This window comes from Acetobacter sp. (genome assembly GCF_022483985.1).
Classification (GTDB): domain Bacteria; phylum Pseudomonadota; class Alphaproteobacteria; order Acetobacterales; family Acetobacteraceae; genus Acetobacter.
Window position 1 is genome coordinate 1,626,019 of sequence record NZ_JAKVME010000001.1, and the last position, 24,951, is coordinate 1,650,969.

The 24,951-nt window shown below is 59.6% G+C and carries 20 protein-coding genes; 11 read left to right on the forward strand and 9 right to left on the reverse strand.

Features of this window, described 5'->3' with window-relative positions; genetic code table 11:
• Nucleotides 1–158: 158 nt before the first annotated feature.
• Nucleotides 159–1,397: a choline ABC transporter ATP-binding protein gene (choV, locus tag LKE90_RS07175; protein WP_291493940.1), complete on the reverse strand. Its 1,239-nt coding sequence runs from the start codon at nt 1,395–1,397 to the stop codon at nt 159–161.
• Between the two features lie 12 nt (nt 1,398–1,409).
• Nucleotides 1,410–2,255, reverse strand: coding sequence for a choline ABC transporter permease subunit (choW, locus tag LKE90_RS07180; protein WP_291493938.1), 846 nt, complete (start codon nt 2,253–2,255; stop codon nt 1,410–1,412).
• Between the two features lie 501 nt (nt 2,256–2,756).
• Between choW and betB the strand changes: the two genes are divergently transcribed.
• From betB to LKE90_RS07215, 7 genes are all read left to right on the forward strand, one after another.
• Entirely contained in the window at nt 2,757–4,853 is a 2,097-nt protein-coding gene (gene betB, locus LKE90_RS07185) for a betaine-aldehyde dehydrogenase (RefSeq protein ID WP_291493936.1), read from the forward strand.
• 11 nt (nt 4,854–4,864) lie between these two features.
• Nucleotides 4,865–6,523: a choline dehydrogenase gene (betA, locus tag LKE90_RS07190; RefSeq protein WP_291493934.1), complete on the forward strand. Its 1,659-nt coding sequence runs from the start codon at nt 4,865–4,867 to the stop codon at nt 6,521–6,523.
• A 33-nt stretch (nt 6,524–6,556) separates the two neighbouring features.
• Nucleotides 6,557–7,198 (forward strand): GNAT family N-acetyltransferase, encoded by a 642-nt coding sequence (locus LKE90_RS07195; RefSeq protein ID WP_291493932.1) that lies wholly within the window; start codon nt 6,557–6,559, stop codon nt 7,196–7,198.
• Nucleotides 7,198–8,079, forward strand: a complete 882-nt coding sequence (locus tag LKE90_RS07200) for a carbon-nitrogen hydrolase family protein (RefSeq protein ID WP_291493930.1) — start codon at nt 7,198–7,200, stop codon at nt 8,077–8,079. Before LKE90_RS07195 ends, LKE90_RS07200 begins: the two co-directional genes overlap by 1 nt.
• A 149-nt stretch (nt 8,080–8,228) precedes the next feature.
• The gene (glyA, locus tag LKE90_RS07205; RefSeq protein ID WP_291501396.1) at nt 8,229–9,518 is read left to right on the forward strand and encodes a serine hydroxymethyltransferase; all 1,290 of its coding nucleotides are present in this window, start codon (nt 8,229–8,231) and stop codon (nt 9,516–9,518) included.
• A 34-nt stretch (nt 9,519–9,552) separates the two neighbouring features.
• Entirely contained in the window at nt 9,553–9,963 is a 411-nt protein-coding gene (locus tag LKE90_RS07210; protein WP_291492262.1) for a ketosteroid isomerase-related protein, read from the forward strand.
• A gap of 195 nt (nt 9,964–10,158) precedes the next feature.
• Nucleotides 10,159–11,247: a GlxA family transcriptional regulator gene (locus LKE90_RS07215; RefSeq protein WP_291492260.1), complete on the forward strand. Its 1,089-nt coding sequence runs from the start codon at nt 10,159–10,161 to the stop codon at nt 11,245–11,247.
• Nucleotides 11,248–11,343: 96 nt separating this feature from the next.
• Here LKE90_RS07215 and sthA read toward each other — a convergent pair whose 3' ends face one another.
• A complete protein-coding gene (gene sthA / locus LKE90_RS07220) occupies nt 11,344–12,828 on the reverse strand; it encodes a Si-specific NAD(P)(+) transhydrogenase (RefSeq protein WP_291492258.1) in 1,485 nt (494 codons plus the stop codon).
• 138 nt (nt 12,829–12,966) lie between these two features.
• A complete protein-coding gene (locus LKE90_RS07225) occupies nt 12,967–13,884 on the reverse strand; it encodes a LysR family transcriptional regulator (RefSeq protein ID WP_291492257.1) in 918 nt (305 codons plus the stop codon).
• Between the two features lie 119 nt (nt 13,885–14,003).
• Here LKE90_RS07225 and LKE90_RS07230 point away from each other — a divergent pair, with 119 nt between their 5' ends.
• From LKE90_RS07230 to LKE90_RS07245, 4 genes are read left to right on the forward strand one after another with little or no spacing between them, the layout of a single operon-like run.
• Nucleotides 14,004–15,641 (forward strand): MFS transporter, encoded by a 1,638-nt coding sequence (locus LKE90_RS07230; protein WP_291492255.1) that lies wholly within the window; start codon nt 14,004–14,006, stop codon nt 15,639–15,641.
• A gap of 17 nt (nt 15,642–15,658) precedes the next feature.
• A complete protein-coding gene (locus LKE90_RS07235; RefSeq protein WP_291492253.1) occupies nt 15,659–16,735 on the forward strand; it encodes an HlyD family secretion protein in 1,077 nt (358 codons plus the stop codon).
• Between the two features lie 49 nt (nt 16,736–16,784).
• Nucleotides 16,785–18,320 carry an efflux transporter outer membrane subunit gene (locus LKE90_RS07240; protein WP_291492384.1) on the forward strand — a complete coding sequence of 512 codons (1,536 nt, stop codon included), beginning with the start codon at nt 16,785–16,787 and terminating at the stop codon, nt 18,318–18,320.
• On the forward strand, nt 18,317–19,063 hold the full coding sequence (locus tag LKE90_RS07245; RefSeq protein ID WP_291492251.1) for a hypothetical protein: 747 nt from the start codon (nt 18,317–18,319) through the stop codon (nt 19,061–19,063). The genes LKE90_RS07240 and LKE90_RS07245 overlap by 4 nt, the downstream gene beginning before the upstream one ends.
• 4 nt (nt 19,064–19,067) lie before the next feature.
• Here the strand turns inward: LKE90_RS07245 and fghA are convergent, their stop codons facing one another.
• Genes fghA through LKE90_RS07270 form a run of 5 tightly spaced genes read right to left on the reverse strand, consistent with a single transcriptional unit; the run spans nt 19,068 to nt 24,951 of the window.
• The gene (gene fghA / locus LKE90_RS07250) at nt 19,068–19,919 is read right to left on the reverse strand and encodes an S-formylglutathione hydrolase (RefSeq protein WP_291492249.1); all 852 of its coding nucleotides are present in this window, start codon (nt 19,917–19,919) and stop codon (nt 19,068–19,070) included.
• Nucleotides 19,920–19,929: 10 nt separating this feature from the next.
• Nucleotides 19,930–21,042, reverse strand: a complete 1,113-nt coding sequence (locus LKE90_RS07255) for an S-(hydroxymethyl)glutathione dehydrogenase/class III alcohol dehydrogenase (protein ID WP_291492247.1) — start codon at nt 21,040–21,042, stop codon at nt 19,930–19,932.
• A 20-nt stretch (nt 21,043–21,062) separates the two neighbouring features.
• Entirely contained in the window at nt 21,063–21,842 is a 780-nt protein-coding gene (locus LKE90_RS07260) for an electron transfer flavoprotein subunit beta (protein ID WP_291492246.1), read from the reverse strand.
• On the reverse strand, nt 21,839–23,059 hold the full coding sequence (locus LKE90_RS07265) for an electron transfer flavoprotein subunit alpha/FixB family protein (protein ID WP_291492245.1): 1,221 nt from the start codon (nt 23,057–23,059) through the stop codon (nt 21,839–21,841). The genes LKE90_RS07260 and LKE90_RS07265 overlap by 4 nt, the downstream gene beginning before the upstream one ends.
• Nucleotides 23,056–24,951, reverse strand: coding sequence for a DUF3483 domain-containing protein (locus LKE90_RS07270; RefSeq protein WP_291492243.1), 1,896 nt, complete (start codon nt 24,949–24,951; stop codon nt 23,056–23,058). The genes LKE90_RS07265 and LKE90_RS07270 overlap by 4 nt, the downstream gene beginning before the upstream one ends.

Consider the following 24,951-nt stretch of genomic DNA (forward strand, 5'->3'; position numbering starts at 1 on the left):
TACTCGTCCTTTTCCTGTTCGCCCATTGCCGCAAGTATGATCCCACCACCATACATTCCGCAACAGAAACAATTAGAACCTCATTCAGAGACAGTCTTCTGCAGCACCATGCGCTCGTCAGGTTTTTATAAGTTATGTTTTTTGAATATATAAAAGGATCAATTCGCTTTTGCTGCTCGTGCAACCCCTGTAATCGCACCAATCATATCCGCGTCATCACACAATCCAACAATCCGGCCCGCATCAGAAATCAACACCGGCATACCGCTTTTCTGACGCAGAACAGCGACCGTGTTGAGAGAAGCGGCAACAGGCACACAATAGACACATCCCGGAACGATTTTTACTTCGGAAATATCGTCAGCATCCTGAAACTGTAATGTAATTTCCTGTCCTGCCCTATCCACCACGGTAGCGGTCGCAGGATTGAAACCATAGACTCCCGTTGTATCGAGTTGAATGGTCTCATCCCCCATACGGGGACAGACATCCAGAAGACGCATCACACTTGCAGCATTCAGTAAGGGTAGCGGATTCATGTGCCTTACAAAATCACGGACATAATCATCGGCAGGCGAAGAAATGATTTCCTGTGGTGGTCCCGCCTGAATAATGCGCCCTTCCCGCATGATGGCAATATTGCTGCCAATACGAAGCGCCTCGTCAATATCATGACTGACGAAAACGATGGTTTTCTTGAGCCGTGTCTGAAGGTCCAGAAGCTCATCCTGAAGCTTGCGACGGATCAACGGATCAAGTGCCGAGAACGGTTCATCCATCAGGAGAATGTCGGCATCCGTGGCGAAAGCCCTCGCCAGTCCTACGCGTTGCTGCATACCACCCGAAAGTTCGGAAACATAGGAATTGGCCCAGCGCGTCAAACCAACCAGTTCCAGCTTTTCCTCAGCGATCTTACGCCGTGCGTTGGGAGTAAATCCACGCAACTCAAGACCAAACGAAACATTTTCCCGCACCGTGCGCCATGGCAGCAAACCGAACTGCTGAAAAACCATGGTAACGCGGGTACGTCGCATATCCCGCAATGTCTCGTCATCACAACTGGCGATATCGACAAAGGCCGTACCATTACCAATCTCGATACTGCCTCGCGTCACTTTATTGAGCCGGTTCGCAGCACGAAGCAATGTGGACTTCCCCGAGCCGGACAGCCCCATAAGCACGCTGATCTCGCCGCGTCTGATCTCAAGACTGGCATTCGCAACACCGACAGTCACCCCCAGTTCGGCAGCGATCTCCTCCCTCGTCCCCCCCTGATCCAGACGTTTGACCGCCTGCGCAATCGCACTTGCCGAATTATTCCGATGAAAAAGAATATCGACATTCCTGAAAGAGAGAGCAGCAGTTTTACCTTCAGGTTCTGTCCGCACGGCTTCCATCCGATAATCTCCTCAGTGCGTTTTCTTGCGGCAGAGCCGATCCAGAATGATGGCAACCAGAACAATAGCCAGACCGGATTCAAAACCCGTGTCGATCTGCACCGTATTCAGGGCGCGCACGACAGGCACACCCAGTCCACCGGCACCGACCAGAGCGGCAATCACCACCATGGAAAGACTGAGCATGATGCACTGACTCAGACCTTCACGGATCATGGGAAGCGCCGCTGGAATCTCGACTTTCCACAAACGCTGTCTCGGCGTGGCGCCAAACGCATCACCCGCCTCAAGCAAGGCTTTCGAGACAGAGGAAATCCCCAGTTGCGTCATGCGAATGGGCGCGGGAATGGCGAATACGACTGTCGAAATCGTGCCCGGAACGGTGCCGAGACCGAACAGGATCAGGGTCGGGATCAGATAAACGAAAGTCGGCAGCGTCTGCATGAGATCCAGCACCGGATGCAGCGTACGTGCAAGCCATGGCCGATGCGCTGAAGCGATCCCGATCGGCACCCCGACCAGCATACAGGTGGCTGTCGCGAAAAAAATGAGCGACAGGGTCGCCATCGTTTCCTGCCAGTATCCCTGATTGATGATGAACAGCAGGCCAAGCGCGACCAGAACACAGGTTCCGATAGCACGCTTCCAGAACCACACAGCAATTGTCAGAAGGGCCACAAACAGTACAGGCGGAACCGACGTCAACAGGTTGGTAAACCCGTCAGCACAGGAACCGATCGCCTCACTTATGACGTCAAAGCCACCCTGACAATGATCCCTGATCCAGTCAACGGCATTCGACGCCACTTCACCGACAGGTATTTTATGCGATGTGATCCAGTCTTCGAGCCCGTTCATTGATCTCGCTTCACAGTCTGGAGATTTCAGGCCTGGCCAAGGCGATGGAAAGCCACGAACAGATATTGTCCAGCGAACCGCTCCATACGGCCCGCCTTATTTCAATTCGATATCGTAACTGAAAGACGCCGGATATAAAGCTCTTTCGCATGCCACGTCAGAACACACATCCCGCTCTTCCTGGTCTGAAACCGTTCAGGCTGGCTAAAGTTTATTCACCCGCCCATCATTGCGTTCAAGAAACAGAAACGAATTGATTTATTCCGACGTCGTATTGGATAAAGTCGCCGTTTACCCCGCTTTTCGGTCAACCTCGCCAACGCCCACGTTAAATGGTCAGTCAAAGAATGCCCATCGCTGCAAAAGCACATTTTTTTGGCTAAAAATGCTAAGAATTGGCCGAAAATCCGCTTCTTCCTTTTTCTTGTTTCCTGTAGACATCTCCATTTCGTTTCGACATAAAGACGACATTGAACGATCATTCAAAGGCATTGGGATTCCATGATGCAGCCCTCAGCTCCCTCCCCCATGGCACGACTGGATGATGAGCGTCGTCGCTCTTTTGTCGCTGCAACGCTCTCGGTTCTTGCCGATAACGGGTATGTTGGGACAACCCTCGCCCGGATCGCCGAACGCGCGGATATTTCGCCAAGTCTGCTGGTTCATTATTTTGGCGACAAGGACACGCTGCTCGGCACAGCCTTCTGGTATCAGTCCGAATCGTTGCGGCATGAGATCATGAAGCGGTTTCTGACAGCCCGTACCCCCCGCGAGCGTCTCCAGGCCGTCATCGATTCCCTGCTGGCCAGAGACCAGTTCCAGCAGGAGGAAGGCGCGACCTGGCTGTCTTTCTGGGGACAGGTCCCTTACGTGCCGACGCTCAAACGTATCCAGAGAATCTACCAGAAGCGGATTCTGTCCAACCTGTCCCATGATCTGAAAGCGCTTCTGCCCGGTCGGGACATTCACTCGCTCGCCACCTCGATAGCGGCGCTGATTGACGGCACCTGGCTGCGGGCGGCGCTTTCGGACTGGCAAGAGGCTGACAGCACCGCCGCGAGAGCGCAGGTCACCGCTTTTCTGGACAATCAGATCGCATTGAATCAGGCGAGTCTGCCAATACCGTCCCTTCAGATCAAACGGCAGGAAGTCTGCACCAACTGGATCAACGGACGCCCCATGCCGACGAAGGGCTCACGGTTTGAGACACGCAATCCAGCCACCGGCGAAGTGCTTGCGGAAGTAGAAATCGCAGGCGAACAGGAACACGCGGTCGCTGTTGAAAGCGCCAAACGTGGACAGAAAATCTGGGCGAGAATGACCGGCACGGAACGAGGCCGCGTTCTGCGTAAGGCAGCCGACCTTCTCCGCCGTGACAATGACAGGCTCGCCCGCATCGAATCTCTCGATACCGGCAAACCCATTGCAGAGACGACGGCTGTCGACATTCTCTCCGGCGCGGACGCTCTTGAATATTTCGGGTCCGTCGCCTGCACGATCAACGGCGAAGCCATGGATCTCGGCGAACAGGCCTTCGCCTACACGCGCCGTGAACCTCTCGGCGTGACGGCGGGTATCGGCGCATGGAATTACCCGATCCAGATTGCCTGTTGGAAGTCCGCCCCCGCGCTGGCCTGCGGCAACGCGATGATCTTCAAGAGTTCAGAAATGACACCGCTGACATCGGTGCGGCTGGCCGAAATCTATCGGGAAGCAGGTCTGCCTGACGGGGTGTTCAATGTGCTGCACGGAGCGGGCGACGTTGGACGACGCCTGTGCGCCGATCCCGATATTCGCAAGGTCAGTCTCACGGGCTCCGTTCCCACGGGCAAGGCCGTGATGCGCGAGGCTTCCAACACACTGAAATACGTCACGCTGGAACTGGGGGGCAAATCTCCGCTCATCATCTTTGACGATGCTGACGTAAACAATGCCGTTTCCGCTGCTTTGCTTGGCAATTTCTACTCGGGTGGCGAAATCTGCTCGAACGGAACGCGTGTTTTCGTGCAGTCCGGAATCCGGGACCGGTTCCTTGCCGAACTGAAGCATCGCGTGGAGGCGATGAAGATCGGTGATCCTCTGGCAGCGGATACGGATGTCGGTGCGCTCATCAGCGTGCCGCATCTGGAAAAAGTCATGGCCTATGTGGAAAGTGGCGTAGCCGAAGGAGCGCAGCTTCTGACTGGTGGGAGGCGTCTTACAGACGGCGCATTCGGCAAGGGCGCGTTCATGCAGCCGACCATCTTTATCGGCTGTCATGATGGCATGAAGATCGCCCGTGAGGAAATTTTTGGCCCTGTCATGACCGTTCTCGACTTCCATGACGAAGATGAAGTCATTGCTCGCGCCAATGCGACAGAGTTCGGTCTGGCGGCGGGTGTTTTTACGAACGATCTCGCCCGCGGCCACCGCGTCGTGGCTGCGCTGGAAGCAGGCACATGCTGGATCAACCAGTACAACATCACGCCAATCGAAATGCCGTTCGGCGGCTACAAGCAATCCGGTCTGGGTCGTGAAAACAGTCAGGCTGCTCTGGACCATTACACACAGATCAAGAGCGTCTATGTCGCGCTCGGCAATGTCGAATCCCCCTACTGAGGAGGCAGGCCATGGAACAGGAATTTGATTATATCGTCGTCGGAGCAGGGTCTGCCGGATGCGTGCTGGTCAACCGCCTGACCGAAGACGGTAAGGACACCGTCCTGCTTCTGGAATTCGGTGGCAGCGACAAGTCGATCATCGTGCAGATGCCGACCGCTCTGGCGATGCCGATGCATTCCAAACGCTTCAACTGGTTTTACGAAAGCGAGCCCGAGCCTTACCTTGATGGTCGGCGTATGTTCACGCCGCGCGGCAAGGGGCTTGGCGGCTCCTCCTCCATCAACGGCATGGTGTATGTGCGCGGCAATGCGCTCGATTTTGAAGACTGGGTGAAGGAAGGTGCGACCGGTTGGTCCTACGCTGATGTTCTACCCTACTTCAAAAAAGCCGAGTCCTGCACGGAAGGAGACGACACGTATCGTGGCCGCACGGGGCCACTGCACACCCAGTATGGCACGGTGGACAACCCACTCCATGCGGCGTGGCTGAAAGCCGGTTATCAGGCCGGTTATCCGGTCACGCATGACTATAACGGCTACCAGCAGGAAGGCTTCGACAAAATGAGCATGACCGTCAAGGACGGTCGGCGCTGGAACACGGCGAATGCTTATCTGCGACCGGTCATGCACCGGAAGAACCTTGAAGTGCATCAGCAGGCCCGCGCCACGAAAATCCTGTTTGAAGGCAAGCGTGCTGTCGGCATTGCCTATACACGCGCGGGCAAGGAATGTGTTGCGCGGGCACGGAAGGAAGTCATTCTCTCCGGTGGTTCGATCAATTCGCCGCAACTGCTTCTTCTTTCAGGGATTGGCCCTGCCGAACAGCTTAAAGCGCTCGGGATTCCGGTAATCGCGGATCGTCCGGGTGTCGGCGAGAACTTGCAGGACCATCTGGAATTCTATTTCCAGATTTCCTGCAAGAAGCCGATCACCCTCTATTCCGCCATGAGTCCGCTGGCGAAACTGAAGATCGGCCTACGCTGGATTCTGCGGAAAGATGGTCTGGGCGCCACGAATCATTTCGAAAGCTGTGGTTTTATCCGTAGCAAGGCAGGCATCCCCTACCCTGACATCCAGTTCCATTTTCTGCCTCTGGCGGTCACCTATGACGGGAAGGGACTGGCGTCCGGTCACGGCTATCAGGCGCATGTCGGACCAATGCGTTCAAAGAGCCGGGGTCACATACGCCTCAAATCGGCAAATCCTGAAGACAAGCCGAAGATTCTCTTCAACTATCTGAGCCACCCGGATGACTGGGAAGAGATGCGCGCCTGCGTGCGTCTGACCCGTGAGCTGTTCAATCAGGAAGCGTTCCAGCCCTTCCATGGTCATGAACTGCAACCCGGCGAAGATTGCACCTCCGACGAACAGATTGACGCCTTCATCCGTCAGAAGGTGGAAAGCGCACTGCATCCGTCCTGCACCTGCAAGATGGGCGCGGCGGATGATCCGATGGCAGTCGTCGATCCGGAAACAAGGGTGATCGGTGTGGAGGGACTGAGGGTGGTGGATTCTTCCATCATGCCGCGTGTCACCAACGGCAACCTGAACGCGCCAACCACCATGATCGCAGAAAAAGCTGCCGATCACATCCGTAACCGGCCTATGCTGCCGCCATCACATGCGTCGTATTACGTCGCACCACACTGGGAGACCCGGCAACGCTGATCTGCCGGGCATGGAAACGGGAAATCCGATGTCATGTCAGTGACGATTGAAACCATTACCGGAGAACGCCTTCTTTCGGTTGTCCCTGATCTCGCAAGGCTGCGGATCACGGTCTTCCGGGAGTGGCCTTATCTTTATGATGGAAATCTCGCCTACGAGGAAGATTATCTGCACGCCTACATGCAGAGTCCGGAAACCGCCGTCGTGGTGGCGAAGGACAGCGACAGGGTTGTCGGCGCTTCGACCTGCCTTCCTCTGAAGGATGAAATGGCGTGCATCCGTGCGCCTTTTGAAGAACGCGGCCTTTCCGCAAGTGACTTCTTCTATTTCGGAGAATCCGTCCTGCTGGAATCCTATCGTGGACAGGGTATCGGCGTACGGTTTTTTGAAGAGCGGGAACGCCACGCGCGCTCCGCAAGTCAGGCATCATTTGCCGTATTCTGCGCCGTAAGACGCTGGAAAACCGACCCACGCCGACCGGACGATGCGCACTCTCTCGCAGATTTCTGGGGGAAGCGTGGCTTTTCTCCCCTTCCCGGTCTCTTCTGCCACATGAGCTGGAAGGAACCCGGCATCCCCGGCCAGCGGGATCACTTGCTCGATTTTCATATCAAACCACTCAGAGGCGACCCGATCCCCGAGGCGCTCCTGCATAACAATCAGGACGAGGATTGATGAATACTCCCCTCCGACTAGGCGTGCTGGCCTGGAAAGTCGCGAAAATCGCCTCTCTGGAAGAGTATGCCGACCATCTCGACAGGCTGGTGGCCGAGGGCGCAAAGCACGCCGACCTGTTGCTGATGCCTGAATATGCCTGCATGGAAGCCGCAACTGCGATTACCAGCGAGCCGGACCCTTCCGCCGAACTGGAGGCCATCTGCGAGCACAGCGACACCATTCTTGCCATCATGCGGGAGGCTGCCAAAAAGCATGCGGTCTGGCTGATGCCGGGCACCCTGCCCCGCCCCGAAGCAGCCGGTGTGCGAAACCGCGCTCCGCTGATCGCGCCCGATGGCTCCGTGGCGTTTCAGGACAAGCACGTCATGACGCGTTTCGAAAATGAATCATGGGGCGTGAAAGCGGGCACTCCACCCGGCGTGTTCGAAACACCGTGGGGACTGATCGGAACGTCCGTCTGTTATGACTCGGAGTTTCCGATGCTGGCGCGAGCACAGGTCGAGGCCGGTGCATGGCTGATTCTTGTGCCGACCTGCACGGATTCCATGCACGGCTTTAACCGCGTGAAGATTTCCTCACAGGCACGGGCGCTTGAAAATCAGTGCTTCGTCGCGGTTTCACCGACCGTGGGGGATGCGCCCTGGCTGGCCACGCTGGACGAGAATCATGGGTGCGCCGGAGTGTACGGCCCGGTCGACCGGGGCTTTCCTGACGACGGTGTGATCGCCGAAGGAAAACTTGACGAAGGTGGATGGATTTTTGCGACGCTCTCTCCGGACACACTGGAAGAAGTGCGGGAGAACGGTGCTGTTCGTAACTGCCGGGACTGGCCGACGACCGTGCCTCCAGCCGGAAAGAACGTTTTTTCAGCGGCGTAAAATTTCCGCGTTTCCGGGCAAGGAGACGTCGCAAATATGAAAGTCTCCCACAACTCCCCGCTTCTATATTCTCATGTAATAACGGCAGACCGGAGAGTGGCATTCCATCCTCCTGCTGCCGAACTCCAGTTCAGGACACGGCAGAAATCATGAGCACGGACATTTTGAAAAACTTTTTCCAATCTTCGCTGGCATCTGTTGACGCTGAGGTTGCGTCAGCGATTGCGAGCGAGTTCGAGCGTCAGCGTGACGGGATCGAGCTGATTGCATCGGAGAACATGGTGTCGGAGGCTGTGCTACAGGCTCAGGGCAGCGTTCTGACCAACAAATACGCCGAGGGCTATCCGGGCCGTCGCTATTATGGCGGCTGCTCCGAGGTCGACAAGGTCGAGACTCTGGCCATCGAACGCTCGAAACAGATGTTCGGCGCGGGCTTCGCCAACGTGCAGCCACACTCGGGCGCCAACGCCAATCAGGCGGCGTTCATGGCCGTTGTCGCGCCGGGCGACACCGTGCTGGGCATGAGCCTCGCCGCCGGTGGCCATCTCACGCACGGCGCGGCCCCGAACTATTCCGGCAAGTGGTTCAACGCCGTGCAGTATGGCGTGCGCCAGCAGGACGGTCATCTCGACTACGAAGAGATGGAATCCCTCGCCCGCGAGCATAAGCCAAAGCTGATCGTCGCCGGCAGCTCCGCCTATCCGCGCATCATCGACTTCGCCCGCTTCCGCAGGATCGCTGACGAGGTCGGCGCTTTCCTGATGGTCGATATGGCGCACTTCGCCGGTCTGGTGGCGGCCGGTCTCTATCCGAGCCCGATCCCGCATGCCGACATCGTCACGACCACGACGCACAAGACCTTGCGTGGTCCTCGCGGTGGCCTGATCCTGACGAACGACGAGGCGCTGGCCAAGAAGATCAACTCCGCCGTGTTCCCCGGCCTGCAGGGCGGCCCGCTGATGCATGTGATCGCCGCCAAGGCCGTCGCGTTCGGCGAGGCGCTGAAGCCGGAATTCGCAGAGTATCAGAAAGCCGTCGCCGCCAACGCGAAGGCGCTGGGCGAGACGCTGGTGGCGCGTGGTTTCGACCTCGTGACCGGCGGCACGGACAGCCATCTGCTGCTGGTCGATCTGCGTCCGAAGAAGGTGACGGGCAAGATCGCGGAGAAGGCTCTGGAGCGCGCGGGCATCACGGCGAACAAGAACGCCGTACCGTTTGACCCGGAGAAGCCTGCGATCACGTCCGGCATCCGTCTGGGCAGCCCGGCGGCGACGGCGCGCGGCTTCCGCGAGGCGGAGTTCCGCGAAGTTGGCGAGATGATCGACGAGGTTCTGACCGCGCTGGCCGCGTCCGGTGGTGAGGGAGACGCCGCCGTCGAGAACGCCGTCCACGAACGCGTCAAGGCGCTCTGCAAAAAGTTCCCAATCTATACAAGATGAGTTGACTGTTTCTCACAAAATTTCAGGAAGTGACATGACACAGGATACCACACGGACACTGATCGCGTCCTATTACGCCACGTTCAATGCAGGAAACCGCGATGACTTCCTTGCCCTGCTCTCTGATGACGTCGTCCATGATATCAATCAGGGCGGAAAGGAAGTCGGGAAGGACGCATTCCGCGCTTTTCTGGGGCGCATGGACCGCTGCTACAAGGAAACCATTGCCGACATCGCGGTGATGGTGAATGAGGACGGCACACGCGCCGCCGCCGAGTTCATGGTGCACGGCAAATATCTTGCCACCGATGACGGACTGCCTGAAGCAAAGGGCCAGACCTACCTGCTCCCCGCAGGAGCCTTCTTCACTGTGCGTGACGGTAAGGTGACGAGAATCTCCAACTATTACAACCTGCCGGAGTGGGAGCGTCAGGTCACGGCCTGACGCGGGTTGAGGGCGGCATCTCACTTTTGAGTGTGTCGCCCTTGACAGTCATTATGTCGTTTTTTGAACAGTCTGTCCGCGCGCGCCTTCCAGCCTGAAAAAGCATTTGTTGCCCCATCCTTATTCGTTCTAAGCTCAAAACAAATAAGCCGACGGCAGTCAGTCGTTCGGAAGCTGAACGGCTGGAGGTGCAGGATGTTGCAACGGAAACAGTCGCTACCAACCGAGACACCGAGCCTTCGTGTCGGAATTATTCTGGCGGAGAATTTCACTCTGTCCGCCTTTTCCCTGTTCATTGATCATCTGCGTCTTGCCGCGGACAAGGAAGACAAGAGTCGGCCGATCCTGTGCAGTTGGCAGATCATGAACAGCCGCCCGGAATCCATCCGCGCCAGTTGCGGAATCTCCGTCAGCCGGACCTCAGACCTCATCAATCCGTCCGAATTCGACTATATCGCGGTCGTTGGCGGACTGCTGCACGGACGAAGGCAGGTCGATGAAACGACAATCCGTTACCTACAGAAAGCCGCCGGTCTCGGCATTCCTCTGATCGGCATCTGCACAGGCGCCTTCGTGCTGGCGCGGGCAGGCATCATGAACGGTCGCACATCCTGCGTCAGTTGGTACCACCGTCAGGATTTTCTGGAAGAATTCCCGGACCAGCAGGTCGCAAGCGAGCAGATGTATCTGGTGGATGGTGATCGCATCACCTGCTCGGGCGGCGGCGGAACGGCTGAACTTGCCCTTCATCTCATCGAAAAACATCTGAGCCGCCCGCTGGCCCGTAAAGCCAGCCATATTCTCCTGCTGGACCGTCCCCGCCGTGGTGACACACCATCCCTTCAGCCTCACCCGCCGATCAGCGAGGACATCGGGCACGTGGTGGACCAGCGGGTCAGGCGGGCGATGATGGAAATGGAGCAGAACATGATCGATCCGCTCCCGATCAGCTCCGTTGCCAAGCGACTTGGCATTTCCTCCCGCCAGCTCGAAAGACTTTTTCAGTCGGTTCTCGGCATCCGGCCTGCCGTTTTCTACCGGATGATCCGGCTGCGCTATGCCCGCTCCCTTCTCTCTCAGGGAGAAATGTCGATCACACAGGTCGCGATCGAAACCGGTTTTTCAGATTGCGCGCATTTTTCACGTCAGTTCAAGACCATGTTCGGTCATTCACCAAGTTCGGTGAAAGGGCGAAGTGAGGAGACCCCGCTCTCCCTTGCTCCCCTTCTGGCGGGGCTCAAATCCCGTGAACGCGCAGGGGTAAGACTTTTCGAATCCACCTGATGATTTCCGGGCTGATTACGGGGAACTCACTACATTTCCCATAATCAGCTCTCAGGTTTCTTCATGTGCCCTAAAACTCGACGGACAGGTCTGTTTCTACTCCTTCTCCCTCGTCACCTTCTTCGCCCTGCGTGGAGCCGATGCTTCGGGCGAGACTGCCGGGGGTTCGCCATCTCCCTCATGACGGGGCGTAATACGGTTCCACACATCCAGAGCCGCGCTTTTATAAGCCTCGGCAAAAGTAGGATAGTTGAAGGTTGCTTCAATGAAATACTCGAAGCTTCCATCAAAGTTCAGAACGGCCTGACCAATGTGGATCAGTTCAGTCGCCGCCTCTCCGACAATATGCACACCAAGAAGTCTGTGCGTTTCCAGACAGACAATGATTTTCAGAAAACCGCCGCGTTCACCCATGATCTGGCCACGGGACGTCTCACGGAAGCGGGCAATACCTGTCTCGTAGGGGATTTTCTTTTTGCGGACTTCCTCCTCCGTCATCCCGACGATGGAGATTTCCGGAACCGAGTAGATTCCATAAGGGAAAAATTTTGGCGCAGGAGGCACCGGCTGGCCGCAGGCGTGACAGGCTGCAATCCGTCCCTGCTCCATGGATGTGGATGCCAGAGCCGGAAAACCGATGACATCGCCGGTCGCATAGATACTGGGCACACTGGTCTGGAACGTAACCGGATCGACTGTGAGACGACCGCGACTGTCCGCCTCCAGCCCTGCGGCGGCAAGATTGAGAGCTCCCGTGGCGCCCTGTCTTCCCCCCGTGTAGAGCAGCATGTCAGCGCGAACCCGCCGCCCTCCTTCCAGAATGGCGACCGGCTGTTCAGCCTCGATCACGATGGACTCAAGCGGGCTGCCAAGGCGGAAATTGATACTCTGGTCACGCAACTGATGGACGAATTCATCCACCACCTCATGATCAATGAAATCAAGAATATGCTCACGCTGATCGATAATGGTGACGCGCACATCCAACGCACTGAAGATGGTGGCATATTCAATACCGATCACCCCCGCGCCGACGACGGTCAGTGAGCGCGGGATCCGTTCCAGACTGACCATCCCGTCGCTATCGATCACCCTTTTTCCGTCAAACGGAATATTCCCGGGTCGATGGGGAACGGAACCAACGGCGACGACAATCGCCTTGCCACTGACAATGCGGCGGTTTTTTTCCTCATTCGTGATTTCAACTGTATGCGGGCCTGTAAATCTGGCGTTGCCATACTCCACGACGATGCCGTTGCGGAGGAACTGGTGTTCCAGAATATCAACTTCATCCTGAAGCGTTTTTCCAAGGCGTGTGTCGAGATCCTGCGCGCCGATATCCTGTTTGACGCGATAATTGATCCCGTAGATTTCACGTTCCCGCCAGCCGGTCAGGTTAAGCACCGTTTCACGCAGGGTTTTTGACGGAATGGTTCCGGTATGCACGGAAACCCCGCCAAGCTGTCCGCGTCTATCGATGATCAGCACCGATCTTCCGAACTTCGAGGCCTGCACGGCGGCGCGGCGGCCGGAAGGGCCACTCCCGATAACAATCAGGTCATAATCAAACGATCCAGCCATACGCGCCTGCCCACCTGTTTCCATGTGTCGTCATGACGCATAGCCGCATGAAGGGTTGCCGGTGCCAAATCAACAGATGGTGTAAGATGTTATTGTAACGGATCTGCAACGTCCGTCTTCACAGGAACAACGGACGGTTTACTCCCCTATAAAAAGCCCCCGCGAGACCCGGAACAAGGTCTCGCGCAGCCAGCGGTGCACAGGGTCCGTATCCCGCCGTGGATGCCAGGCCTGAAACGCTTCGACATAGGGCAGGGACAGCGGGAACGCGAAGGCTGCCAAACCCAGAGCGTCCATGGAAATATGCTGTAGGACAAGATCCGGGACCGCCAGAATGAGGTCCGTATCCTTCATGCTCTCCACCATGGCGTGATAATTCGGCACAACCATCACGATCCGGCGTGTCAGCCCGTAATGATCACGCAAGGCCCAGTCGATCGGCCCCCGCGCCCTGCCCCGCCGCGACACGCTGATATAATCGTAGAGCACCATGCTCTGCGGCGTGACCGGCTCGGCGAGAATGGGGTGGCCTTTCCGGACAAGCCCGTACATCTGGTGACGGAACAGCGTTTGCCGCCGGATTTCCGGCTTCATGCTGTCAGTCGCGCCGATATAGAGATCAATGCTGTTGTGGCGCAGAGGATCGGAAGCCGGATCATCAATTTCCGGCGCGAAGACGATCTCGCATTTGGGACATTCCTGACGCAAGGCGCGCAGCAGGGGCAGACCAAGCGCCGCAACGATCAGATCATTGGCGCGGATGGTGAAGGTCGGCTCCAGATTGACCAGATCGGCCATGACCTGTGTTTCGATCAGGCTGTCGGCGGCACGAACGACCTCCTGCACACGATCCAGAATACCAGCGGCGAAAGAAGACGCCGTCATCCGTCGTCCGGACTGAACGAGGATGGGATCGGAAAAAACAGTTCTGAGCTTGGACAGATGACGGCTCATCGCCGGCTCGCTCATCCTGAGACGGCGTGCCGCGACCGAAACGCTTTCCTCCTCGATCAGAACCTGAAGGTAGCGCAGCAAATCAAGATCATAACCTCGCATTCTTTCGGATATAGACTTCGTCCAGCGAAGGAGCCAGCAGCAATCCTTCCGAAAAGTGGAATCATCACCTGCCCGAAGTAGGGGTTTTCAGTGCTGGGTTCCTGCGGATGATGCAGGCCATGAGCACCGCAGCCCCCGCACAGGCAACCGACGCGCCCGTCATTCACGCCGCGCCGCCGATGCCATCCTATATCCCGCCGTTCGGTCTGCGGACCGTGATCGGCTGCCTCGGCATGCTGCTCGCGGTGCATGTGGCGGGATTCAACGAACATGTCACCGAGATCGGCCTGTCCGACATTCGTGGCGCGATGCATATCGGCCACGATGAAGGCACGTGGGTCATCTCCATCTACGAGGCGTTCAACATCGCCGCCATGGCTTTCACGCCGTGGTTCTACATGACGTTCTCGATCTACCGTTTCTCCATCTTCATGACGGCGATGCTGGCGCTGCTGTCCATCCCGGCCCCGTTCATGCCGGATGTCACCTCGCTCTGCATCCTGCGCGCCTTTCAGGGGCTGGCGGCGGGCTGTCTGCCGCCGGTGCTGATGACCGTCATGCTGAAATACCTGCCCGCGCCCATTCGTGTGTTCGGTATCGGAGGGTACGCCATGAGCGCAACCTTCGGGCCGAATCTCGGATTGCCGCTGGAGGCCTTCTGGTTCGAGCATGTCGGCTGGCATTGGCTGTACTGGGAGATCATCCCGACAGCGGCATGCGCCATTGCGATGATGGCCTATGGGTTGCCGAAAGACCCTATGCATTTCGAGAGATTCGAGAAATTCAACTGGTTCGGCCTGCTGGTCGGCCTGCCCGCCATCTGCTCGCTGGTCACCGTGCTGTATCAGGGCGACCGGCTGGACTGGTTCCGCTCTTCCGTCATCACCAATCTGGCCTTCTGGGGTGCCGCTGCATTCATAGTCTTCGTCATCAACGAGGCTTATCACCCCAGCCCCTATTTCAAGATCCAGTACTGGAAGTCCCGCAATATTACGGCCGCCCTGCTGTCTCTGGTCGGCATTCTCGCAATCTGTTCCATACTGGGTGATCTTCCGGCAACTTTTCTGGAGGAAGTGCGCGGCTACCGTCCCATACAGACCGCACCTGTCTCACTCGTCGTGGCCTTGCCCCAGCTTGTCATGCTGCCCCTGATCGCCGCCATCTGTAACAGCAGCAAGGTGGACTGCCGGTATGTGCTGGTGGGCGGCATGCTGTGTCTGGCTACCGCTTCATGGCTGGGAACATGGCTGACGGTGGACTGGGTTCGTGACAATTTTTACCTGATCCAGATTCTTCAGGTCTTCGGACAGCCCATGACCGTCATCCCCACCCTCATGCTCGCCACGCTGGCCATGGGACCGGCGGATGGCCCCTTCATCTCGGGCATGGTGAACATGCTCAAGGGGTTGGCCAATGCCATTGCCTTCGCTCTGTTCGCCACCCTGTCGCGGCGGCGCGAACAGTATCATTCGACCATGCTGCTCGACCACCACGGCACGCACGGTCTCGCCCTACAGGGTATGGGCGACCCGATCGACCAGCAGCTTTCGGCCACGTCTCCCGACAGCGCCCATGTCGCTCACAATGCTCTGGAAGTGTTTCACACCTACGTACACGAGCAGGCATCCGTACTCGCCATGAACGACATTTACTACGTGTTAATCTGGGTCTGTCTCGGCTACGCCGCCCTGAATCTCATCCTGCCGCACCGCGTCTATCCGCCGCGTGCGCCCGCCCCCAATACTCCCGCCCGCTGAACCCGGAACCAGCTGTCATGATCTATAAAAAACCCCTCCTCTATGCCGGATGCGCGGCCGCCGTGCTGGCCTGTGTCGCATGGGGCGGCACACGTTTCGTCAACGGCGACGGAATCAGCCAGTACACCAACGACGCTTATGTCAGCGCCGACTTCACCACCGTCGCGCCGAAAGTCGCCGGACGCATCGACCGCGTGATCGCGGAAGATAACGAACACGTCCGCGCGGGCGAGGAACTCGCCCATATCGAGGACGATGACTACCGCGCCGCCCTCGACGTGGCCAAAGGCAACGTGATGGCCGCGCAGGGCGATGTGACCAATCTGGAAGCAGAACTGGCACGACAGGATTCGGTGATAGCCCAGGCTCGTGCAGCTATTTTAGCAGATCAGGCCAATCTGCTTTTCGCTAAACAGAACACAGCCCGATACCGAAATCTTTCGGCAGGCGGCGCAGGCACCATCGAGCAGAAACAGTCTTCCGAGGCGCGTGAAAAGGAAGAGGAGGCCGCGATTGCCCGCGATCAGGCCGGTGTTGACGCCGCCATCCGTCAGATTGCCGTCCTCAAGGGACAGCTCGAACGGGCCCGCGGTGTGCTGCTCCGCGCGCAGGGTGATGCGAAACAGGCCGAACTGAACCTGTCCTACTGCACCATCCCGGCCCCGGTTGATGGCGTGGTTGGCGAACGTGGCGTGCGCGTGGGCGCCTATGTGCATCCGGGCACCGGCATCCTCGCCGTGGTGCCGACGCAGGCCGCCTACGTGCTGGCGAATTTTCAGGAAACCCAGTTGACGAAGGTGCAGACGGGGCAACGCGCCACCATCTGGGTCGATACGTTCCCCGACCATCCGCTGAAAGCTCATGTGGACTCCCTCGCCCCCGCGACGGGGGTGGCGTTTGCACCGATCCAGCCTGACAACGCCACCGGCAACTTCACCAAGGTCGTGCAGCGTATCCCGGTCAAGCTGACTTTCGACGCCGGTCAGCCGCTCGCCGCCCGTGTGCGTGTCGGCATGTCTGTGGAAGTGAAAATCGACACCACCTCAAAGCCGGAAGGCCCTCATGCCGGAGATGACCGCTATGTCTGGCGTTAATTTCTCTGGCAATAAGCTCTCGGGCATTAAGTTCTCCGGCGCCAGCCCGTTGCGACAGGCCCTTCTCTCCGGCCACGCGTCTCTGGCTCTGACGCTGCTGGCGCTGGCTGGCTGCACGGTCGGCCCGGACTTTCACAAACCGCAGGTGGCCACTTCGGCAAAGTGGCGCGACCCTTTGCCCGTCGCCGAAAGCCGGGTCACGACCGCATCCACCGATCCGGCCTGGTGGAAGCTGTTCAACGATCCGATCCTGACCAAGCTGGAAAACGATGTCGCTGTTGCGAACCTCGATCTGAAAGCCGCCTCGTTCCGGCTGGCGGAAAGCTCGGCGGAACGTCGCATCGCCAGCGCCGCGCAGTTTCCGCAGTTGCAGGCCAACGCTTCCTACGCCCGCGAACGCGCCAGCACGAACGGCATTCTCGGCCTGCTGGGCACGATGGAACGGTCGAACGCCGGAAACATCGCGAGTGGCACACAGGGTTTCGGACCAGTCGCCCTCCCCGGCAGCGTCGGCAATCCGTCCTTCAACCTGCCGCAATACGGCCTGAACGCCTCATGGGAGGTCGATCTCTGGGGGCATGTCCGCAGACAGGTCGAAGCCGCGACTGCCGCCATGCGCGGCACTCAGGAGATGCAGCGGGACGTGGCGGTTTCGCTGATGGCCGAGACAGCGCAGGACTATATCGACCTGCGCGCGACGCAATCGCAGATCGGCATCCTGAACCACAATATCGAAATCGCCCGCCACAGCGTACAACTGACGACACTGCGGTTCGAGCAGGGCGCGGCCACACGGCTGGATGTGGCGGAAGCGAGCGGACAGCTTCACAGTTTTGAATCCCGCCTGTCTCCGCTGAAAAGTCAGGAAATCCACCTGCTCAACGCGCTGAGTTTCCTTGTGGCGCGTGAACCGGGTGCGCTGAATGCGGAACTCGGCAAACCCGCCGCCATTCCACCTGTGCCAGCGGAAGTGCCGGTCGGCCTACCCTCCGAACTGGCTGAACGCCGTCCCGACATCCGCATGGCCTCCGAGCGGCTCCATGCCGCGACGGCGAATATCGGCGTGGCCATTGCCGACTTCTTCCCGCGTATCACCCTGTCCGGCAGTCTGGATGTGCAGGCGCTTCAGTTCAGCGGACTGGGTTCATGGGCGTCCCGGCAGTATGGGTTTGGTCCCACCGCCACCCTGCCGATTTTTGAGGGCGGTCGTCTGACCGGGCAGCTTCGTCTGAGAAAGGCCCAGCAGCAGGAAGCGGCAACGCTCTTCCAGCGCACCACCCTGAAAGCATGGCAGGAAATCGACGACGCCATGGCCGCTTTCACCGCTGCGCAGAACCAGCGTGACCGGCTGGCGGAAGCTGTGCATGAAAACCAGATCGCCGTAGAAACGGCCAGAGCGCAGTATGTGCAGGGATCGTCCGACTTCCTGAACGTGCTGACCGTGCAGAATGCGCTCCTCGCCTCCCAGAGCGCGCTGGTCGATGCGACAGCACGGGTGGCGGTCTCTGTCACCCATCTCTATCGTGCGCTCGGAGGAGGCTGGGAAACCATCTATCCGGCAGCAGCCAACAGGAAACCCGCATGAATGCAGCCAGAATGACTATCCGCCGGTCTGAATCCCTTGGCATGGCGCATTCCGGCGGCGTCATGCTTCGATGTCATTTCGCCTTCGCTGACTGGGAGGACCCGGCGCATGTTCACGAAGGCAGTCTGCGGGCCGTGAACCTGCTGTCCCTGCCTGCGGGAGAGCGTTACCGGATCGGACCTGAAACCAATGTGGAGATTCTCACCTGGGTCGAGAGCGGGTCCTTAACGGCCCACATTGATGACTTTCCAGCCGAAAATCTGAAAACGGGCGATCTGCATCTGGTCAGCAGCGGGCTGGGATGCACCGCTCTGGAATGGGATGCTGCGCAGGATACGACAGACTGCCTGCAATTCTGGCTGCTCCCGGATCAGAACGGCAGTGAGCCGATGCAGGAAGTCCGGCGGGCCTTCCCGGAAACACAGGACGGCGCTTTCCGTATCCTTGCCTCAGGTTTTCCGGAAGACGACCCGGAAGAAGGAGAGACCGTCGCGGACGGCTCACCGATCACCCTGCAAACCCGCGCCCGTCTTCTGAGAGCCACTCTTCCGGCCAATGAAGGCGCTGTCTATCAGACAACGCCGGGGCGCGACCTCTATCTGATCGTCGTCTCTGGGCATGTCACAGTCAACGACGCCGTGCTTTTTCAGGATGACGCGGCCATTTTTGAAAACTGTGAGTCCTTCACCGTCATCGCACAGGAAAAATCCGTCCTGCTGCTGACGGATGTTCCTGCGATCTGAAACGTCAGGCCGCTTTCAGGATGCTCGCATGATGATTCATGTGATCTTCAATGAACGTCTGAATGAACCAGTAGGAATGGTCATATCCGGCATGACGACGCAGTGTCAGCTTCTGACCTGCGGCCTTCGCGGCTTCGTCCAGATGCCACGGCTGGAGTTCACGTTCCAGAAACTGATCTCCATCGCCCTGATCGACAAGGATCGTGGTCGGATGCGTGTGACCGGCCTTGAGAAGCAGCGTGGCGTCATGCTGCGCCCAGACCGCCCTGTCAGGACCGAGATAGGCGGTGAAAGCCTTCTCGCCCCAGGGCACGGCGGCCGGATGCACGATCGGTGCGAACGCCGAAACGGACTTCCATTTCTCGGGTGAGCGGAGCGCATGAACCAGCGCGCCGTGACCACCCATCGAGTGACCGCAGATACCCTGTCTTGAGGCGTCAACCGGGAACTGGCTTGCAACCAGTTTCGGAAGCTCTTCGCTGATGAACGTGCCCATGCGATAATGCGCCCGCCACGGTGCCTGTGTAGCGTCCAGATAGAATCCGGCGCCTACACCCAGATCCCAGTTTTCCGCCTCGCCCGGTACATTCGCTCCACGCGGAGAGGTGTCGCACGCCACCAGAGCGATGCCGTGCTTCGCTGCGAAGCGGACAATGTTCGACTTGATCAGAAACGTATCCTGCGTGCAGGTCAGTCCCGCCAGCAGATACAGCACGGGAACCGGCTTTTCCTTGCTGGCGCCTTCGGGGATGAAGACGCCAAAGGTCGTCGGAAGCTCCAGAGCCTCCGACTGCACCGTGTAAAAGCCGAGTTCGCCCCCGCAGCAGACGTGTTTGGATGCTGTTGTCAGGGTCATGTCCTGCTCCTCAGAATTCGACGACGGTGCGGATACTCTCGCCGCGCGTCATCATGTCGAAGCCCTCGTTGATCTTCTCAAGCGGCAGCTTGTGCGTGATGAGATCGTCGATATTGATCCGGTTTTCCATGTACCAGTCAACAATCTTCGGCACATCGGTCCGACCGCGCGCGCCACCGAACGCCGAACCGATCCAGCGACGGCCCGTGACAAGCTGGAACGGACGCGTGCTGATTTCCTGTCCCGCACCGGCAACGCCGATGACCGTGGACACACCCCAGCCACGATGGGCGCATTCAAGAGCCTGACGCATCAGGGTCGTGTTGCCGACGCACTCGAAGGTGTAGTCAGCGCCGCCACCCGTCAGCTCGATGATGCGACCGACGACATCGCCATCCGGCAGGTCTTTCGGGTTGACGAAGTGCGTCATGCCGAACTTACGGGCCATTTCCTCACGGGCCGGATTGATGTCCACGCCGATGATCTTCTCGGCACCCACCATCTTCGCGCCCTGAATCACGTTCAGGCCGATGCCACCGAGACCGAAGACGGCGACCGTGGAGTTCGCCTCCACCTTGGCCGTGAAAAGGACAGCGCCAATACCCGTCGTCACACCGCAGCCGATGTAGCAGATCTTGTCGAACGGCGCGTCCTCACGCACCTTCGCCAGCGCGATTTCCGGCAGCACCGTGAAGTTCGCGAAGGTCGAGCAGCCCATGTAGTGATGGATCGGCTGGCCCTTGAAGGAAAAGCGCGAGGTGCCATCCGGCATCAGCCCCTTGCCCTGCGTCGCACGGATGGAGGTGCAGAGGTTGGTCTTCTGCGACAGGCAGGACTTACACTCGCGACATTCCGGCGTGTAAAGCGGAATCACATGATCGCCCGGCTTCAGGTGCTTCACGCCCGGCCCGACCTCACGCACGATGCCTGCCCCCTCATGCCCGAGGATGGCCGGGAACAGACCTTCCGGGTCAGCGCCGGAAAGGGTGAATTTGTCCGTGTGACACAGACCGGTCGCCTTGATCTCGACCAGCACTTCACCCTCGCGCGGGCCTTCGAGCTGGACCGTCTCGATCTCCAGTGGCTTGCCTGCTTCAAACGCTACCGCAGCTCTTACGTCCATTACGCTTTTCTCTTTCTTCATCAGTCTTTTGAGTGATCAGGCAGCGAAGCCTGATCGGGATCGGGCAGAACACCCAGCACACGAAGATGCGCGACAATGGCGCGCGCAGCCTCGTGCGGATCGGGATTGACCATGAGCTGGCCACCGCCATTGCCCTTCGACGCACCCGAAATCAGTTTCGGCCGCCTGCGGTAGGGACGAAGCGCACCCGCCGTCTCCTCGGTGGCGACAGAGTGAACCGTAACGGCCACCTCGTCCACCCGCATTGTTCTCTGACGGGCGAACACAAAAGCGGGAACAGAGCGGGCCGTCTCCGGAACGGTGACGACGCAGGGCAATGTTATCGAAACAGGCCTGACCGCGCCTCGGGCGCGAAACTGCGCAAGGGCGAACTGTCCGGCAGCGGTCTGTTCGATGAGCGCGCCGACGTCCGTGGCGATCGGCCAGCCCAGCGCCTGCGCCAGTTGATATGGCAGTAGACCCGTATCACTGCCGCCACGACCACGCGAGGCGGCCAGCACCAGATCGGGCTCACCATCCGCGAACAGGCTATGGGTCTTCACTGCGGTCGCCAGAGCCTGAACGGGGTCGGCTTCTCCGCCCTTCAGACAGATAATCCGGGTGAGACCGTAGCCACCATAATCCGCCAGTGCGGGGCTGGCCGGGCCGGCATGCAGTCCGATCATCTGCGTGACGCCGAGCGCGCGGGCCAGGCCGATGGCGCGCACCTCGCCCGGCACGGGAGCGGGTCGTCCGGAGACCGGGTCAAGACCGATGGAAAGGAGAATGACCGCCTTCATGCGCCCTGCTCCCCATATTCGGCGGCAAGAACCGCACACAGGGCAGGCATGACAGCCTGCGCGTCGGCAATGATGGCGAGACCGGCGCGCGCCACCATCGCCGCGTGAAGATCGGTGTTGACCGCCACGACATGCTCCACGCGGCCGAGCCCCTGAAGATGCTGTGGCGCTCCGGCAATGCCCAGCGCGACATAGCAGAGCGCGTCGAGAATCGTGCCGGACGCGCCGACCTGCGTGGCGCGCGGCATGTCGCCATTGTCGCACACCACGCGGCTCGCACCCGGCGTTGCATGCAGGGCGCGGACAGTCGAGCGGAAAGCGGTGAAATCCGTCACGCCACGCCCCGCGGAGACGACAAACGGCGCATCCCCGAGATTCATGGTGGCCGGGTCAGCGGACTGAAGCGCGCCGACCGTCATCCGCGCAGGTGCCAGAACCGGCTTTTCGGGCATCGTCTCCAGCGGCAGGATTTCGTGCGCGTCACCTTCCCATGCCGACACACGATCGGGAGCCAGTGTCATCAGAGGGGTGAGATCACCTGCCCATTCCTGACGACCTGCGCCACAGGGACGAATGACCTGTTTCGGCCCCAGCGCCTCGATCCCCACCGTCAGGCCAAGGCCGGTTCTCGCCGCAAGACGCCGTGCGATGTCAGCGCCTTCCTCGCTTTCCGGCAACAGAACGTACCGTGGCGACAGCGCATTCATCACGGCGACAAGCTCCGTGATCCGCGCTTCCGGGTCAGAATGATCCGAAAGCGGCACAAACCGATCCGTTCCCGCCTGACCAAGTGACGCTTCATCGACAGTCGCGCCAACGACCACGACCGCGCCACTTCCGGCATCCGCCAGCTTGCGGGCCGCGCCCAGCACCTGACGGTCCGTCCGGTCGAGCCGCCCCTCAGGCAGGTCAGGCACAACGATGATGAAAAACTCCGGCTGCTCGACGCGGATTTTCTTTACGACAGACGCAGGAGAAGCAGCCCCGGCCGCCATCTGACCGACAAGCCCCGAACGCACCAGACGCGCCCGACCATCTCGTCCCGTCGTCAGAAGCCGCTGCCGTTCCGCGCGTGGATCACGGCGCAGACGACCGGATGGCGAGGTCATCGGCCCCTCCGGCGTGGCGCTCATGTCATAACGCAGCCGCCCGTTTCCGGGCACAAGACGTGCCGCCCGTTCGGCACGCGGGTCTCGACGGAGACGGAGCGCGCTCATGCGGGCACCACCGCTTCCAGCACGAGTTCGGCGATGTCTTTCACCTCGGGACGCGGCTCCGGCACGCCCTCCAGCATGGCCGTGCAGCCGGGGCATCCGACCGCGACAATCGCGGCCCCGACCTCGGCGGCCTGTCCCATGCGGATGTCAGGAATACGCAGTTCGGCATCGACATCGCTGACCGGATTACCGCCGCCGCCACCACAGCACATGGACTGTTTCCCGTGCCGCTCCATCTCAACCGTCGTCTTGCAGGCGGCCGCCAGCAGGCGACGCGGCGCATCGAATTCACCGTTATAGCGGCCCAGATAGCAGGGATCGTGGTAGGCGACGGACGGCAAATCACGCGCATCGAGTTTCAGCCGCCCCGCGCTCACCAGTTCGTCGAGGAACGTCGTGTGATGCACCACTTCCCATCTGCCGCCGAGGGCGGGATATTCGTTTTTCAGCACGTTCAGCGCGTGCGGATCGGCGGTGACGATCCGCTGGAACCGGCGATTGTTCAATGTGCCGATGACTTCCGTGGCCAGCCCCTGAAAGGTCGCCTCATCGCCCAGACGACGCGCCAGATCGCCGCAGTCCAGTTCAGCCTCGCCCAGAATGGCGAATTTCACATCCGCCAGACGCAGCAGTTTCACGAGCGCGCGCAGCGTACGGGCGTAGCGCAGTTCATAAGCGCCATCACCCAGCCACAGCAGCACGTCTGTCTGATTCTCTTCGGTAAGAACGGGAATATTCTCGCCCGCCAGCCCATCCGCACGGGCGGAAAGCGGACGCCCGCCGGACTCGCCCGTGTCACGCAGGCGGCGCAGCGCATCGGCGGCGCCGGGACGCACTTCACCCAACATCAGTGTCTGGCCGCGTCTGAGATCGACGATGGCGTCCACATGCTCGATCATCATCGGACATTGCTCGACGCATGACCGACAGGTGGTGCAGGCCCACAGCGTATCGGGGTGGATCACCGCGTCAGCGCCGATGATCGGGCTGGTCATGCTCCCCTTCCCCGCCGTCGGTGGTGCGTGAGGCGCAGGCGAGCCGGTATAGGCGCTGGCGTCCTCACCACGGGCGGACAGCGCCAGCCCTTGAATGAGCGCCTTCGGGTTCAGTCTCTGTCCGGCGGCGAATGCGGGACAATGCTGTTCACAGCGCCCGCATTCGATGCACGCATCGAAAGAAGCAAGAATATTCCAAGCAAAATCACTGGGAACGAGTGCACCAAGCGTAGGAGCCGTGAGATCCAGCGGGCGCAGATCGGTGCTGCGACCGCCCCCGAACCGCTCCGGTCGGGAATGGGCCGCCAGCCATGTCACACCGGAGAAGGCGTGCCGCATCGGACCACGCGCGACCTGCACGACCAGTCCAGCGCCACCGGCAGCCATCATGGCGAGCGGCACAAGTGCGACACCTGTTTTCCCGGGCATGGCGACATGCACCAACGCGACGAGCGTGCCGCCGAGATTCCACGCCAACAGCGCATTCGGCAGCCAGAGAAATTTACCGCCGGAGAGCCAGGAGGGCTTCTTCGGGTTACGGCGTTTCCACACGAGATACGTGCCACCAATGGCCGTGGCAAAGAACACGCCGACACCGCCCCAGTAGAGACGGCTTTCACGGAGCGCGGGAATCACACCAGCCGCAAGAACCACAGACCCGGCCAGCGTTCCGCCCGCGACGAGCGCATGCATCGGAGCCGCACCTTTGCGGCGCTCGACCGCATGATGAACATCCACCATATAACGCTGCGGAACCGTCGCCAGCCCCCGGATCATGTCCTTGGGACTGGACTTGCCCTTGCGCCAGCGTTGGACCATCGGCACAGCGGACGCCGCAAGCGCCGCCGCTATGGTCCAGACCAGTCCGGATGCGAGGAGACCTGCCCTCCCGCCCAC

Bases quoted from the DNA above. Each gene is read 5' to 3' on its own strand.
- choV (WP_291493940.1), bottom strand. From the start codon at position 1,397: ATGGAAGCCGTGCGGACAGAACCTGAAGGTAAAACTGCTGCTCTCTCT.
- choW (WP_291493938.1), bottom strand. From the start codon at position 2,255: ATGAACGGGCTCGAAGACTGGATCACATCGCATAAAATACCTGTCGGT.
- betB (WP_291493936.1), top strand. From the start codon at position 2,757: ATGATGCAGCCCTCAGCTCCCTCCCCCATGGCACGACTGGATGATGAG.
- betA (WP_291493934.1), top strand. From the start codon at position 4,865: ATGGAACAGGAATTTGATTATATCGTCGTCGGAGCAGGGTCTGCCGGA.
- LKE90_RS07195 (WP_291493932.1), top strand. From the start codon at position 6,557: ATGTCAGTGACGATTGAAACCATTACCGGAGAACGCCTTCTTTCGGTT.
- LKE90_RS07200 (WP_291493930.1), top strand. From the start codon at position 7,198: ATGAATACTCCCCTCCGACTAGGCGTGCTGGCCTGGAAAGTCGCGAAA.
- glyA (WP_291501396.1), top strand. From the start codon at position 8,229: ATGAGCACGGACATTTTGAAAAACTTTTTCCAATCTTCGCTGGCATCT.
- LKE90_RS07210 (WP_291492262.1), top strand. From the start codon at position 9,553: ATGACACAGGATACCACACGGACACTGATCGCGTCCTATTACGCCACG.
- LKE90_RS07215 (WP_291492260.1), top strand. From the start codon at position 10,159: ATGTTGCAACGGAAACAGTCGCTACCAACCGAGACACCGAGCCTTCGT.
- sthA (WP_291492258.1), bottom strand. From the start codon at position 12,828: ATGGCTGGATCGTTTGATTATGACCTGATTGTTATCGGGAGTGGCCCT.
- LKE90_RS07225 (WP_291492257.1), bottom strand. From the start codon at position 13,884: ATGCGAGGTTATGATCTTGATTTGCTGCGCTACCTTCAGGTTCTGATC.
- LKE90_RS07230 (WP_291492255.1), top strand. From the start codon at position 14,004: ATGAGCACCGCAGCCCCCGCACAGGCAACCGACGCGCCCGTCATTCAC.
- LKE90_RS07235 (WP_291492253.1), top strand. From the start codon at position 15,659: ATGATCTATAAAAAACCCCTCCTCTATGCCGGATGCGCGGCCGCCGTG.
- LKE90_RS07245 (WP_291492251.1), top strand. From the start codon at position 18,317: ATGAATGCAGCCAGAATGACTATCCGCCGGTCTGAATCCCTTGGCATG.
- fghA (WP_291492249.1), bottom strand. From the start codon at position 19,919: ATGACCCTGACAACAGCATCCAAACACGTCTGCTGCGGGGGCGAACTC.
- LKE90_RS07255 (WP_291492247.1), bottom strand. From the start codon at position 21,042: ATGGACGTAAGAGCTGCGGTAGCGTTTGAAGCAGGCAAGCCACTGGAG.
- LKE90_RS07260 (WP_291492246.1), bottom strand. From the start codon at position 21,842: ATGAAGGCGGTCATTCTCCTTTCCATCGGTCTTGACCCGGTCTCCGGA.
- LKE90_RS07265 (WP_291492245.1), bottom strand. From the start codon at position 23,059: ATGAGCGCGCTCCGTCTCCGTCGAGACCCGCGTGCCGAACGGGCGGCA.